The 13879-nt window shown below is 68.3% G+C and carries 12 protein-coding genes; 5 read left to right on the top strand and 7 right to left on the bottom strand.

The genetic code is table 11. The features are described from left to right. Positions 1–11: 11 nt before the first annotated feature. Both rarD and OHS03_RS04210 read left to right on the top strand, forming a co-directional pair. Positions 12–929 (top strand): EamA family transporter RarD, encoded by a 918-nt coding sequence (rarD, locus tag OHS03_RS04215; RefSeq protein WP_328660922.1) that lies wholly within the window; start codon positions 12–14, stop codon positions 927–929. A 123-nt stretch (positions 930–1052) separates the two neighbouring features. Beyond that, positions 1053–1982, top strand: coding sequence for an ADP-ribosylglycohydrolase family protein (locus OHS03_RS04210; protein ID WP_328660920.1), 930 nt, complete (start codon positions 1053–1055; stop codon positions 1980–1982). Between the two features lie 30 nt (positions 1983–2012). On the opposite strand, the gene OHS03_RS04205 is transcribed toward OHS03_RS04210, so the two are convergent. The 3 genes from OHS03_RS04205 to OHS03_RS04195 all read right to left on the bottom strand — a co-directional run bounded on the left by OHS03_RS04205 (position 2013) and on the right by OHS03_RS04195 (position 7217). Further along, positions 2013–5252, bottom strand: a complete 3240-nt coding sequence (locus OHS03_RS04205; RefSeq protein ID WP_328660918.1) for an arabinosyltransferase domain-containing protein — start codon at positions 5250–5252, stop codon at positions 2013–2015. A gap of 105 nt (positions 5253–5357) precedes the next feature. After that, positions 5358–5855, bottom strand: coding sequence for a WKL family lipoprotein (locus OHS03_RS04200; protein WP_056816407.1), 498 nt, complete (start codon positions 5853–5855; stop codon positions 5358–5360). A 60-nt stretch (positions 5856–5915) separates the two neighbouring features. Continuing rightward, positions 5916–7217, bottom strand: coding sequence for a DNA polymerase IV (locus OHS03_RS04195; protein WP_407942498.1), 1302 nt, complete (start codon positions 7215–7217; stop codon positions 5916–5918). 179 nt (positions 7218–7396) lie between these two features. On the opposite strand from OHS03_RS04195, the gene OHS03_RS04190 reads away from it, so the two are divergent. Next, positions 7397–8278, top strand: a complete 882-nt coding sequence (locus OHS03_RS04190) for a UTP--glucose-1-phosphate uridylyltransferase (protein ID WP_328660915.1) — start codon at positions 7397–7399, stop codon at positions 8276–8278. Here OHS03_RS04190 and OHS03_RS04185 read toward each other — a convergent pair. Then, a complete protein-coding gene (locus tag OHS03_RS04185; RefSeq protein WP_328660913.1) occupies positions 8275–8637 on the bottom strand; it encodes an NlpC/P60 family protein in 363 nt (120 codons plus the stop codon). The genes OHS03_RS04190 and OHS03_RS04185 overlap by 4 nt on opposite strands. On the opposite strand from OHS03_RS04185, the gene OHS03_RS04180 reads away from it, so the two are divergent. Beyond that, the gene (locus tag OHS03_RS04180) at positions 8636–9055 is read left to right on the top strand and encodes a hypothetical protein (protein WP_328660911.1); all 420 of its coding nucleotides are present in this window, start codon (positions 8636–8638) and stop codon (positions 9053–9055) included. The genes OHS03_RS04185 and OHS03_RS04180 overlap by 2 nt on opposite strands. Positions 9056–9061: 6 nt before the next feature. Here the strand turns inward: OHS03_RS04180 and OHS03_RS04175 are convergent, their stop codons facing one another. Beyond that, entirely contained in the window at positions 9062–9595 is a 534-nt protein-coding gene (locus OHS03_RS04175) for a TetR/AcrR family transcriptional regulator (protein WP_328660909.1), read from the bottom strand. A 111-nt stretch (positions 9596–9706) separates the two neighbouring features. On the opposite strand from OHS03_RS04175, the gene OHS03_RS04170 reads away from it, so the two are divergent. Continuing rightward, on the top strand, positions 9707–10120 hold the full coding sequence (locus OHS03_RS04170) for an organic hydroperoxide resistance protein (protein ID WP_056816423.1): 414 nt from the start codon (positions 9707–9709) through the stop codon (positions 10118–10120). Between the two features lie 60 nt (positions 10121–10180). Here the strand turns inward: OHS03_RS04170 and ileS are convergent, their stop codons facing one another. Together ileS and OHS03_RS04160 are read right to left on the bottom strand one after the other, a co-directional pair. Further along, positions 10181–13315 carry an isoleucine--tRNA ligase gene (gene ileS, locus OHS03_RS04165; RefSeq protein ID WP_328660907.1) on the bottom strand — a complete coding sequence of 1045 codons (3135 nt, stop codon included), beginning with the start codon at positions 13313–13315 and terminating at the stop codon, positions 10181–10183. A gap of 281 nt (positions 13316–13596) precedes the next feature. Continuing rightward, the gene (locus OHS03_RS04160) at positions 13597–13797 is read right to left on the bottom strand and encodes a hypothetical protein (RefSeq protein ID WP_328660905.1); all 201 of its coding nucleotides are present in this window, start codon (positions 13795–13797) and stop codon (positions 13597–13599) included. Positions 13798–13879 lie beyond the last annotated feature (82 nt).

Raw genomic sequence — 13879 nt, 5'->3', positions numbered from 1 at the left:
ACATGGGATGAATGCAGCGCAGCTCCTCCCCGCCCGGCGTGGTTTTCGGTGCGGGGGCCTACCTCATCTGGGGTTCGTTCGCCGCCTTCTTCGGGCTGCTGTCGTTCGCCTCACCTGCCGAAGTGGTGGCGCAGCGGATCGTCTGGACGCTGGCCGTGGTGCTGCTCGTGCTCACGCTGACAGGGCGACTGGGGAACTTGCGCGGGATCGATGCCAGGACCTGGCGTCTGGCGGCCGCGGCGTCGGCGGCCCTGTCGCTGAACTGGGGCGTGTACGTCTTCGGCGTCACCACCGGGCACATCGTGGAATGCGCGCTCGGTTACTTCATCAATCCGCTGGTCACCGTCGCCATCGGCGTGTTGTTGTTCCGGGAGCGGCTCACCCGGGCGCAGTGTGTGGCGTTGGGGCTGGGCGCGCTGGCGGTGGTGGTGCTGACCGTCGACTACGGCAGACCGCCGGTGATCGCGCTGATCCTGGCCTGCTCGTTCGCCGCCTACGGGCTGGTGAAGAAAGTGATCCGGCTCGACGCGCTGCCCGGGATCGCGGCCGAGGGCATTGTCGCCGTGCCTTTCGCGCTGGCCTTTCTGATCGTCCTGATAGCCACCGGCCGCAGTGAGATGACCTCCAGCCCTGCCCATTTCGGTCTCATGCTGGCCACCGGGCCGGTCACGCTGCTACCGCTGCTGCTGTTCGCCGTCGCGGCCAAGCGGGTCCCGCTCTCGACCATGGGCATCCTGCAATACCTCACCCCCGCCCTGCAGATGGCCTGGGGCGTGGCGGTCATGCACGAACCCATGCCCGCCTCCCGCTGGGTCGGATTCGCCTTGATCTGGACGGCGCTGGCGGTGTTCACCACCGACGCCCTGCTGCGGGCGCGCCGCACCAGGCAGCTCTCGGTGGCCGAGACGGCAGACGCGACCACGCGCTAGCCCGAATCGGTGTCACACCGGAAGCTCGATTCGGTGTCACCCCGGCGTGCATCGCCGGTGGATCACAAGCCGACCGGTAGGCTTGTCGAGCGGACAATCGGATAGCGGACACACCCGAGAGGGGTGGATTCTGTGCACGATGCGGGGTACTCGGATCGGGTCGCCGGCGTGCTGGTCGGTACCGCCGCCGGTGATGCACTGGGGGCGGGCTACGAGTTCACTCATCCGGGGCCGGACACGGTGATCGACATGATCGGCGGCGGGGTATTCGACTGGGCGCCGGGCGAGTGGACCGACGATACGTCGATGGCCGTCGCCGTGGCGGTAGCCGCGTCCAGTGGGCCGGGAATCGATCTCGACGCGGTCGCGGCCGGGTTCGTCTCCTGGTACGACTCGAAGCCGCCGGACATCGGGAACCAGACGCGAAACGTGTTGTCCGCCAGGCCTTCCTCCGCGCTGGACATGCAGGCCGTGGCGATGTCGCTCACCGGCCGAACCGGCGGAAACGGCTCGCTGATGCGGACCGCGCCGGTCGCGCTGGCCTATCTCGACGACGCCGCGGCCTGCATCGCGGCAGCGGGCCGGGTCGGGTTGCTCACGCACCACGACGAGAACGCCGTCGAGGCGTGCAAGCTGTGGACCTACGCGATCCGGCATGCCGTCCTGAACGCCGATTTCGACGGGGTTCGCGAATACATCGACGGCTCACCACAATCCGCGTACTGGACCGACCGTCTCGACGAAGCGGAGAAGGGCACGCCCGCCGACTTCCCGAACAACGGCTGGGTCGTGCACGCGCTCCAGACCGCGTGGTGGGCGATCACGAGCACCGACCAGTCGACGCCCGAACACCTTCCGCTCGCCTTGGAGATGTGTGTCCGCGCCGGAAACGACACCGACACCACCGCGGCCATCGCGGGCGGCCTCCTCGGCGCCCGCTGGGGCGCCTCGGCCGTCCCCGCCCGCTGGCGCGGCCTCCTCCACGGGTACCCCGGCCTCACCGGCGCCGACCTTCCCGATCTGGCCCTGCGGATCGCCACCAACTCCCGCTGACGCGGGGCAGCCGCTCACCACGGCCACCGGCTACCAGGCGGTGATGATCGGACCGGGCGTCCAGGTGCCCCAACGGTTTTCGGAGTCGACCGTGACCTTCGCGGGGCCGGCGGTGGTATCGAGGGGCAGGTACTGCTCGAGGGAGCCCCAGTCCCGGTCCCAGTCGTTGTTCAGATACGTCGGCAGGGTGCGGGCGGTGAAGAGGAGCTGAGTCCAGCCGAGCGGGCCACCACCGTCGTGGCCCTGCCACAGGTTGGTGATGGTGGCGCCGTTGCGGTCGGGCAGGATGCGGTATTCGGGGAGCTCGGCGATGCCGTTGTAGGTCGGCATCTGGTTCTGGCACGGGAAGTGCAGTCCCACAGCCCAATCCAGCAGGACCGGGGCGGAGCGGCCGACGACCGCGCTGAGCGTGGTGGTCTGCGGCATGCGTGGCGGGGTGAGCGCCAGCCACTGGTCGGCGCCGAGATCCCTGTCGGCGGCGACCAGGCGGACGACGCTCGTGTCCGAGGGCAGCTGATCCATCGGGACCCGCAAGTTGCGCCACATCGGCGCGGGGCCGATATCGGTCGGCGCGATCTGGCCGGTCACGGTGACGGTGCCGTCGGCCGCGGCGGTGCCGTACTCGACGGCCAGTTCCTGGCCGGGGTGGACGATCCCGTCGGCGTCGACCGAGCGGATCCGGCCTGCCACCGACATCGCCAGCAGCGGGCCGCGCGGGCCGTCCGGCAGGCGGAACCAGCCCGTTGTCAGCGCGGCGGGTTCCTGGGCGCCGGAGCGGTAGCTACCGAGGACGGGGGTGGTCGCGGGGTCGAGACCGAACGGCAGTTGCAACGAGCCCTGCCGCGATTCCGAGCCCGCCGAAGTCGAGGCGTCCCGCAGCTTGTCGGGATCGTCGGACACCGAATTCGCTTGGCCGGTGGTCGATTCCACCTCGTCTGAGGTGAGCACCGGCGCGACGCCGTCGGCCCGGAAGCCGGTCGAGTCGGTGCCGATCATCGTGGTGGTCAGGTCACCGGACAGCGGCGCGAGCATCGAGGCGTTCGGGTCGGTTTCGACGAGAACTTCGTCGGCCATGCCACACCCGCCGGCGAAGGCCGCGGAGAGGTTGGCGCCGGCGAGGGAGTACGCGGGGTACTGGGCGACGGTGGCCTTGGCGAAGGAGGCCACTTCGAACAGCACCATCATCGCGGCGGCGACAGCGAGGACGGGCGTCCCGGCGAACCTGCCCACCTCGGCCTTCGGGTTGGGATTCGGGTGGACGTGGAACCACGCCGCCACCGCGAGCGCCAGCAGGGTCAGGCCGACGAACACGGTCGAGACGCCGTAGCCTGCGACGGTGGGCGGCTTGTCCCACCAGGGGATGCCCCACGAGGAGACGTACCAGTACCCGTTGGCGCCGACCCAGGTCATGGCGAGGGTGAAGAAGATGCCCGCGGCGAACAGCGCACGATTGCGCAACGGCCGCAGGACGTCCGAACTCACCGCGACCGCCGTGACCGCGGCGACGCAGGTGGCCAGTCCCGCGAACACGCCGAACTGGTGGGTCCACTTCGTCGGCGAGAACATCATCAGCACCATGGCGGCGAGGGTGATGCCCAGCATGCGCCGGACCGGGCCGACCGCGGTGCCGGGGATGTGGCCGCCGCGCCGCAGCATGACCGCGGTGCAGACGATCAGGCCGATCAGCATCACGAAGACACCGAATCGCCTGGTCAGCCAGCCGTCGGCGTTGAGCTGGAGCAGATACTGGTAGCGCAGGAATTCGAAGAACCAGGATTCCCCCGGCCCGATCACGCTGTGCACGGCGAACATCTCCCGCACGCCGGCGAAGGTCCGGTCCGCGAAGACGACGGTGACCACCACCGCGCCCGCGGCCAGGATCGGCAGCAACTGCGCCGCATAGCCCACCGACTTCGACCGCCGCACGATGATCGCGGTGACCACGCGCGCACCGGCCACCAGCGCGCCGAGGCAGATCAGGCCAGAGGGTGCGCCCGTGAGGGTGAACGCGGCCACGATCACCGCGACGGCGAACGGCACGAGCCGCCGGGTCGCGATCGCTCGTTCGACCGAGACCCAGGTGACCAGAACGCCCAGCGCGACAACGAATTCCGCGCGCAGACCATTGTTGTAGGGCAGCCAGAAGGCGAGGAATACGAAGGCCGCGGTCCAGGTGGCGACGCGTTCGCGGCGCACGGCCACGCCGAGTCGCGGCAGCACTTCGCGGCTGATCAACCACCAGGTGAGCACGCCCGCGCCGAGAGCGGGCAGCCGAACCAGCGGGCTGACCGCGGAGATGTGGGTGAGCCAACCGATGATGTCGACGTAGGGGGTATAGAACGGGCCCTCGTCGACACTGAACCAGCGGTAGTAGTTGGACATGTTGCCCGAACTGCGCGCACCCCTCGCCATGCCGAGGATGTAACCGTCGTCGGAGGTGTTGGCGCCGATGAAATGCCAGACGACCAGTACCGAGAACACCAGCCAGTCGACCGGGCGCAGCCGCCACCAGCGTTGCGGCAGGAACCGGCGCGCGGAGCGGCCGTCGAGGGCGTCGAGGCGGTGCAGGGCGAACAGCGACACCGCCGTTGCCAGCAGGCACAGCACGATCGCGGCCAGCTTGAGCCAGGTCGGGGACGACGTGTAGCGGGCATCGACGTCGACGCGCACCGCGAGGTCCGCGGGGGCGGCGCCGGTCAGCTCACTGAACACGCCCACGACCTGCGGACGCAGATCGGCGGCCACGGCGGCGCCGTCACCGAGACCGGTTGTGGTGACCGTGGATTCCTGCGGAGTGATCGCGATCGTCAGCGCGCAGGATCGGTCCAGCACGTCGGCGAGCGGGGCCGTCCACACCAGGGTCGAGCGCGAGACCACGTCCACGCGGCCGGGGCGTTCGGCGGTATCGGCGACCACCTTCACGACGAAGCCGTACTTCTCCATGTCGGCCGACTGTCGCGGCACGGTGGAGACAGCGACACCGCCGGTTCCGGCCAGGGAACTCAACGCGGCGCACGGCACCGTCGCCGACAGCGCGGCGGGCGCGTAGGCGACGAGCGGGGATTCGACCGCGGCGGGCGAACCCTGCTGGGGCCACGACACCGTGGCGGCATCGACCCGCACGGGCAGGAACGGGATCACCGCGGCGCTGAGAATGCCGATCAGTCCCGCGACGATCGCGACGATGCGCGCCCACCCCGGGCGAGCACGTCGCGCGGGCCCCGAAACATCCTTGGGCGGATGCCCCTGCCGCACGATCGTCTCTACCACGGGGCCCGATAGTAGCCGCGCCACCGACAGCAGGCGAAACACCGTCTCGACTCACACGCAAAAGCCCCGTTCGGAAACATCCGAACGGGGCTCGAGCGCGGAAGATCAGGGGCAGGCGACCGAGGTCTGACCCAGGTTGGTCATCATGCCGCAGGCCCACGACTTCTGGACCTTCCACTTGCCGTCCTCGGCCACGAACGGCACGTCGACGACATTGGTCTGACCGTTCACGGTGAAGTTGGCCTTGGCGTTGACGCTGTCACCGAAGGAGGTCACCTCGGTGACCTGCACCTGAACACTGGCGTCCGAGGCGGCCTGGGCCAAGCGGTTCGGCAGCTCGGGATCGGCTTCGCCGCCCTGCACGAAGTCCAGCTTCTGATCGTTGGGGACCGCCGGATCCAGCGCGGTGGTGAGCTGCTCGTTGAGCTGCTCCACGGTCGGCACGGGAGGCAGGTTCGCTGCCGCCGAGGCCGAAGCCTTCGCGCTGCTGGTGACCTTGGCGGCGGGCTTGTCACCCTTGTCGTCGCTGCACGCGCTCAGGCCGAGGGCGGCGACCACGGCCAGTCCGGCGATCGCTACACGTCCGGTCGTACGAAGCTTCAACTGCTCGTCCTTTGCGTTCGAGGTGGGAGTGGTTCCATCGCGGTAGCCGAGGCTACTCGCTCACGTGAGACTGGCGAGCGGATCGGCCCGTGTCAGCCCCGTGTCGTCGGCAGGAAAGGTACGCGCCGCGCCGGGGCCTGTCGAACTGGTCTCGAAACGCACGGTCACCACGCCGTACCCCGCACCCTGCACCCAGCCGTGCCCGAATTCCGGATGATTCACGTCCATCCCCGGAAACCACAGTCCCACAGGCAGATTCGGCTGCCCCTCCGGCAACGGCGGTGGCGGGTCCTCGACTGTGCCGACATCGGCGGGTACCGCCTGATCCAGTTCGGGGAACAGCGATTCCTGGCGCACCAGCGACAGTCCGCCGTAACCGACACCGACGAGGCGGATCGGGCCGAGCTCGGCGGGATCGATCGCCGAGCGTTGCGCGGCCGCGGCCAGGGTGGTCAGATCCGCGGTGGCGTAGGGCAGGGTGAACGACCTGGTCACGATGCCCATATCCGACTTCTTGAGTTTGAGGACCACGGTGCGGGCGGCGCGGCCGTCGCGTTCGAGCCTGCGATGCGCCGACGCGGCCATCGCCGTGACGGCGGCGCGCAGGTCGGCCATGGTGACGATGTCGCGCTCGTAGGTGTTCTCGGCACTGATCTGCTTGGCCTCGGCGCGTTCGGTGACCGGGCGGTCGTCGATTCCGCGCGCGAGCCGGTGCAGGGCGGCGCCCATGCTGCCGCCGAGGGTGGAGACGGCCTCCGACTCCGGCAGCGCGGCGAACGCGCCGACCGTCTCGATGCCGAGGCTGCGCAGCCTCGCCTCGGCCACCGGACCGATCCCCCACAGTTTGCGCACCGGCAGCGCGGCCAGTAGCTCGCCCTGTTCCGAGGGTGAAATAACCCGCATACCATCGGGTTTGGCCAGGCCGGAGCCGATTTTGGCGAGTTGTTTCCCGGTCGCCGCGCCGATCGAGGCGGTGAGCCCGGTCTGCGCCCGCACCAGAGCGCGCAGCATCGCGCAGTAGTCCTCGACCTGCGCGACACTCGCGCCCGCCAACTCGGCCGGTTCGGCGAAGGCCTCGTCGAACGACAGCGTCTCGAGCACCGGAACACAGCTGCGCAACGCGTCGAACACCCGCGCGCTCAGCACCGAGTACAGCGCGCCACGCGGCGGCACGACCACCGCCGACACGCCGATCAGGCGCCGGGCCTGATGCATCGGCATGGCCGAGCGCGCGCCGTAGACCCGGGCCTCGTAGCTGGCCCCCGCGACGACACCGCGCTGAGTGGCCCCGCCGACAAGGACCGGGCGCCCGCGCAGGGTGGGTCTGGTCAATTGTTCTACCGAGGCGAAGAAGGCGTCCATATCGATGTGCAGCACCCAGCGACGGGCGGTGACCGCCGCATCGGGCCTGGCCGGAGCCCCGGCGGCAGGGGTGTGGATGCTCACGAGGCGCAATCTACGCCGGGCGACCGACAAATTCCTCGAGGACATTGCCAGCCGTCGCACACAGATGACACAGCCGAATATGTGATGATCGGGAGATGAAGATCCGCAAGGCTGTCATTCCGGCGGCGGGCATCGGCTCCCGGCTGCTTCCGCTGACCAAAGCGACGCCGAAGGAGATGCTGCCGGTCGGGGACAAACCGGTTATCGAGCACACGGTGCGTGAGCTGGTGGCCTCCGGGATCACCGACATCACCATCGTCGTGAGCAGCGGCAAGTCGCTGATCCAGGATCACTTCCGGCCGAATCCGGCGCTGGTGGCGCAGCTGCGCGCCGACGGCAAGTCCGCCTACGCCGATGCCGTGGAGGAGGTGGGCGAGCTCTCCCGCGAGGGTCACATCACCTACCTCGACCAGCACGGCCCGTACGGCAACGGCACGCCGGTGCTCAACGCGGCGCGCCACCTCGGCGACGAACCGATGCTGGTGTTGTGGCCCGACGACGTGTTCGTCGCCGAGGTACCGCGCGCCCAGCAGCTGATCACCGCCTACGAATCGACGGGGTGCCCCGTGTTGGCCCTGCTGCCGATGGCGCCGGGTGAATCGCAACGCTACGGCGTGCCGGTGGTGCGCGAGGACCTCGACGACGGACTGCTGCGCATCTCCGGCCTGATGGAGAAGCCCAAGCCCGAAGACGCGCCGTCGGCCTTCGCGGCGATCGGTGGGTATGTCGTGACGCCGGGCATCATCGACGAGCTGCGTACCCAGACCGAGAACTGGTACACCCACCAGACCGGCGAGGTGTACCTCACCGACGCGATCAACAACTACGCCGCCGAGCACGCGGTGTACGGCCAGGTGATCCAGGGCCGCTGGTACGACACCGGCAACCCGGCCGACTACCTGGTGGCCCAGTTCGCCTCGGCCCTGGCCCATCCCGAATACGGCCCGTTGTTGCGTCAGCTGGTGGACGAGAACTAGAACCGGCGAATCGCGAAGATATCGAATTCGCGCAGCGGGTGCAGGCCGACCGGGACGCCCCAGTCGTGGGCGTCGAGGATCTGGCCCATGCCCGCGTAGATGCCGACATGGGAGCCGTCGCCGTTGAGGATGACGACGTCGCCGGGCGCCAGCCCGCCGAAGGTCACCGGGAGGCCGACCTTCGCCTGCTCCCAGGTAGTACGCGGCAGGGTGACGCCGACCTGCCGGAATGCCCACTGGACCAGCGCCGAGCAGTCCCAGGAGTGCGGGCCCATGGCGCCCCACTCGTAGGGTTTGCCGAGCTGGGTCATGGCGGCGGTGAGTGCGCCGATACCGGTGGCGCTCGGCAGCGGAATCATGCCGGAGCCACTGGAACTCCCCGACGATGATCCCGACGAGCCCGAGCCCGACGAGCTACCGGGCTGCGAAAGAGCGGGACCGGCGAGGGTTGCTGTCGTGGTGACGGTGGCGACGAAGCCGAAGGCCAACCGTCTCAGGATTTTTCGCATCATGTGCGCCCTTCCTCACGGCCGGGAGTCGATCTTCCGGCTGGTCGGCTATCGGGCGGCATCGCCTGATCCTCGGGTGGGCCACCCACTGATCCGGTGTCGCGCCGAGATGTCGCCATCAGCGGCGCGGCACCGTTTCCACAGGACAATCATCACGAGCAGTCACTGTCGCCTCAGCGGTTCCATGCGCATCAGCAGCAACATCACGATTGTGCCGGACGGGCTCGCCGATGTCATCAACTTCAGCAACTTTCCAGCATATTTTTGAGAACGCTCAGGCGATGTGGGTCAATGCCGCACGGATACCGGCGCGCACCGTATCGCTGTCACCGACGCCGCCGCTGATGGTGACGCCGTCGCGGGTGAGCAGCAGGGCGCGGGCCGCGTCGTCGGGGGCGGAGTGGCCGCCCGCACGGAGGTGTTCGGCCATCAGTTCGCGAAACCAGGTGCGGTAATCGTCGACGACGCGACGCACCGGGTGTCGCGGGTCGGGAAATTCGACGGCGGCATTGAGAAAGGGGCAGCCACGGAAGCCGGGGCCGCAGCTGATGTCACTGAGGGTGTCGAAGATGGTGGTAATGGTGGCGAAGCCTTCGCCCTGCACCGATTCCAGCGCGGCGCGCTGGCGGGCGTATTCGCGCTGCAAATAGGCGACCACCAGGTCTTCTTTGGTCTTGAAGTGGCGATAGAACGTGGCCTTGGCGATGCCGGCCTCGGCGATGATCCGGTCGATGCCCACCATGTGGACGCCCTCGGTATAGAACAACCGGGTTGCCGTGTCGAGTAGACGTTCACGAGCCGCACTCATCGCCTGACCTGTGTCCTTTCCGGGAATCAGCGCTTCCTCTTGACGATACCAGACAGGTCTGTCTACTCTGAGATCACAAGCGAACAGACAAGTCTGTCTAGGAGGACAAACATGGCACCCCTCTACACCGCAATCGCAACCTCGGTCGGCCGCGACGGCCGTTCCTACACCGATGACGGCGTCCTCGATCTGACCCTCGCCCGGCCCAAGGAGATGGGCGGCGACGGCGCGGGCACCAACCCGGAGCAGCTCTTCGCGGCGGGTTACTCGGCCTGTTTCGCCAGTGCGCTGCAGTTGGTCGCCAAGCGGATGAAGCTCGACGCCGACGACGCCTCGGTGACCGCCGAGGTCGGCCTGAACCCCCTGGAAGGCGGCCGGTTCGGACTCTCGGTCGTGCTGCGCGTGGAACTGCCGGAGCACCTGCACAACGAGCAGGGGAACCAGCTCATCGAGGCCACCCACCAGGTGTGCCCGTACTCCAACGCCACTCGGGGCAATATCCCGGTGGAACTGGTTGTCGAGTAACCGCGTTCACGCGAAAAAGGGCGGGACCAGCAGGTCCCGCCCTTTCGCTGTCTCGAAGTACTAGACCTTCGCGACCGACACCTTCACGCCGCCCGTGATCTCGGCGGCATCGGCACCGGCGTCACCGAAGGTCAGTGCGGTCGCGAGGATTTCCCCGGCGATCAGGTCGCGGTGGGTCGCGGCCCACTCCGCCCGTTCGGCGGGCACATCCAGGACCACGCTGATCCGGTCGGACACCTCCAGACCCTGCGACTTGCGGGTTTCCTGCAGGTCGCGGATCAGGTCACGGGCCCAGCCCTCGGCCTCGAGCTCCTCGGTGACCACCGAGTTCAGCACCACCAGGCCGGCATTGCCGGGCAGGGCGGCGGTGGACTCGGGTTCGGCGGCCACCAAACGCTGGGTGTACTCCTCCGGCAGCAGGGTGATTCCGGCGGCGGTGACGACACCGTCGGCGGATTCGCTCCACTCCCCCGCCTTGACGGCCTTGATCACCGTCTGGACCTGCTTGCCGATGCGCGGGCCCGCGGCGCGCGCGTTGACGACCAGCTCGAACCGGCCGTGCGCGGAGACGTCGGTGGTCAGGTCGACCTTCTTGACGTTGACCTCGTCGGCGATCAGCTCGGTGAACGGCGCGAGCCGCTCGGCATCGGCCGCGGCGATGGTGACCTCGGCCAGGGGCAGCCGCACCCGCAGGTTCTGCGCCTTGCGCAGACTCAGCACGGTGGAGCAGACCACCCGCACCTCGTCCATCGCGGCGACGAGTTCGGGATCGTGCGGCAGCTCGGTCTCGGTCGGCCAGTCGGTGAGGTGCACCGAGCGCTCGCCGGTGAGCCCACGCCAGATGACCTCGGTGATGAGCGGCAGCAGCGGCGCCGCGAGGCGGGTGACCACTTCCAGCACCGTGTGCAGGGTGTCGACCGCGTCGCGGTCCTCGGACCAGAACCGCGAACGCGACCGGCGCACATACCAATTGGTGAGCGCGTCGGCGAACCCACGCAACTCGTCGGCGGCACCGGCGATGTCGTAGGTCTCCAGCGCCTCGGTGACCACGTCGCGGGTGACCGCGAGCTTGGCGAGGATGTAGCGGTCGAGCACGTTCGGCGAATCCGTGCGCCATACGCCGGGCTTCGAGGCGTAGAGCTGCAGGAACGTCCACGCGTTCCACAGCGGCCGCATCGCGTGGCTCACCCCTTCGCGGATGCCGCGCTCGGTGACGATGAGGTTGCCGCCACGCAGGATCGGCGAGCTCATCAGGAACCAGCGCATGGCATCGGAGCCGTCGCGGTCGAAGACCTCGTTGACGTCGGGGTAGTTGCCCTTCGACTTCGACATCTTCAGACCGTCGTCACCGAGCACGATGCCGTGCGCGGCCACCGTTTTGAACGACGGCGAGTCGAAGAGCGCGGTCGAGAGCACGTGCAGCGTGTAGAACCAGCCACGCGTCTGCCCGTTGTATTCGACGATGAAATCGCCGGGGAAGTGGCTGTCGAACCACTCCTTGTTCTCGAACGGGTAGTGCACCTGGGCGTAGGGCATCGAGCCCGATTCGAACCAGCAGTCGAGCACCTCGGGGACCCGGCGCATGGTCGAGTTCCCGGTCGGGTCATCGGGATTGGGTCGGGTGAGGTCGTCGATGTGCGGACGGTGCAGGTCGGTGGGGCGCACGCCGAAGTCGGCTTCGAGCTGGTCCAGCGATCCGTAGACGTCCACGCGCGGGTAGGCCGGGTCGTCGGAGACCCAGACCGGGATCGGGCTGCCCCAGTAGCGGTTTCGGCTGATGTTCCAGTCGCGCGCGCCTTCGAGCCACTTGCCGAACTGGCCGTCGCGGATGTGCTCGGGCACCCAGCTGATCTGCTGGTTGAGCTCGACCATCCGATCGCGGAACTTGGTGACCGCGACGAACCACGACGGCACGGCCATGTAGATCAGCGGCTGACCGGAGCGCCAGCTGTGCGGGTAGGAGTGCTCGATCGTCTCGTGCCGCAGCAGCTTTCCGGCCGCCTTGAGGTCCTTGATGATCACCGGGTTGGCGTCGAACACCATCAAGCCCTCGTACGGCGGCACCATCGAGGTGAACTTGCCCGCCGGATCGAGTGGCTGGACGATCTCGATGCCGTTGGCCGAGGCGACGTCCATGTCCTCTTCACCGAAAGCCGGTGCGAGGTGGACGATTCCGGTGCCGGAGTCGGTGGTGACGTAGTCGGCGGTGAGCACGCGGTGCGAGTTCGGGTGGCCGACGAAGAAGTCGAACGGCGGGGCGTAGGACAGGTCGGCCAGCGCCGCGCCGTCGTACTCGCCGAGCACCTCCGGCTCCTCGCCCAGTTCGCGGCTGTAGTGCGACAGACGTTCGGCGGCGAGCAGATAGCGCTTGTCGTCGGCGCCGCGCACGTGCACATAGCGCACGTCGGGGTGCACCGCGATCGCGAGGTTGGACGGGAGGGTCCACGGCGTGGTGGTCCAGATCAGCGCGTTCGCGCCGTCCAGCGCGGCGAAGGGGTGCTCGGCGGGGACGGACAGGCGCATGTCGACGGTGACCGCCGGGTCCTGACGCATCTTGTACGCGTCGTCGAGGCGGGTCTCCTGGTTCGACAGGGGCGTCTGCTCGTACCAGCTGTAGGGCAGCACCCGGAAGCCCTGGTAGATCAGGCCCTTCTCGTGCAGCGACTTGAACGCCCACATGACCGACTCCATGAAGTCGAGGTCGAGGGTCTTGTAGTCGTTGTCGAAGTCGACCCAGCGGGCCTGGCGGGTGACGTAGTCGCGCCATTCACCGGTGTAGCGCAGCACCGACGACTTACAGGCGGCGTTGAACTCGGCCAGCCCCATCTCGTCGATCTGAGCCTTGTCGGTGATGCCGAGCTGCTTCTCGGCTTCGATCTCGGCGGGCAGGCCGTGGGTGTCCCAGCCGAAGCGGCGGTCGACCAACTTGCCGCGCATGGTCTGGAAGCGCGGGATCAGGTCTTTGACGTAGCCGGTCAGCAGGTGGCCGTAGTGTGGCAGGCCGTTGGCGAAGGGGGGCCCGTCGTAGAAGACGAACTCACCCTCACCGTCGCGGTTGTCGATGCTGGCGCGGAAGGTGTCGTCGCGGGCCCAGTAGTCGAGCACCTGGGTTTCGAGCTCCGGGAACGTCGCGCCCGAAGCCGCGCCGAAATCGACCCGGGGGTATGCGCTACCGGTAGTTGTCTCGTCCGCCATCGCGGATTGCTCCTCGTGCCGCCGCGCCGTGAGCGCGGAATGTGGGCACGGGGACGATGTCGGCGCCGGTGCGCCGTACCGCGGTACCACCCCGTTTGCTCGCGCTGTCCCTCGCCGGGAGCGGCACGAGCCTCTCGTTGTGTGAGCTGTGACGGGCTCCCCCGTTCGGTTCTACTGAGCGCTGCGCGCCGTTCTTCCGAAGGCTCCCCGGTGATAGCCGGATCAGCGCCATGTGTAGTTCGATTCTAACCGGGTGCGTCCAGTCGATATTCCGCGCCCGTTCAGTTCCGCCGGGCGTGTCGGCCGGGTGGGACCGGTTCGTTCTCGGGTTTTCGGCTGGTCAGCGCGCTCACGAGCAAACTCGCGGCACCGATAACACAGATCAGAATGCACCCCCACGCCCATACCACCGAACCGGTGGCGAGCGCCGCGACGAGCAGTGCGAAGCCGATCGCCGCAAGAACAAGCGTCAAGACGAGCATGGTGACTCCCAAGCCAACCGAGCAGCCCGACGATAACTGGGCATTCCCGAATCACGCGACGCGCTGCGCCGCGCGACTCGGA

The sequence above is a fragment of the Nocardia salmonicida genome, assembly GCF_036142455.1.
Taxonomy (GTDB): domain Bacteria; phylum Actinomycetota; class Actinomycetes; order Mycobacteriales; family Mycobacteriaceae; genus Nocardia; species Nocardia salmonicida.
This window is presented reverse-complemented; position numbering and strand designations above follow the sequence as displayed.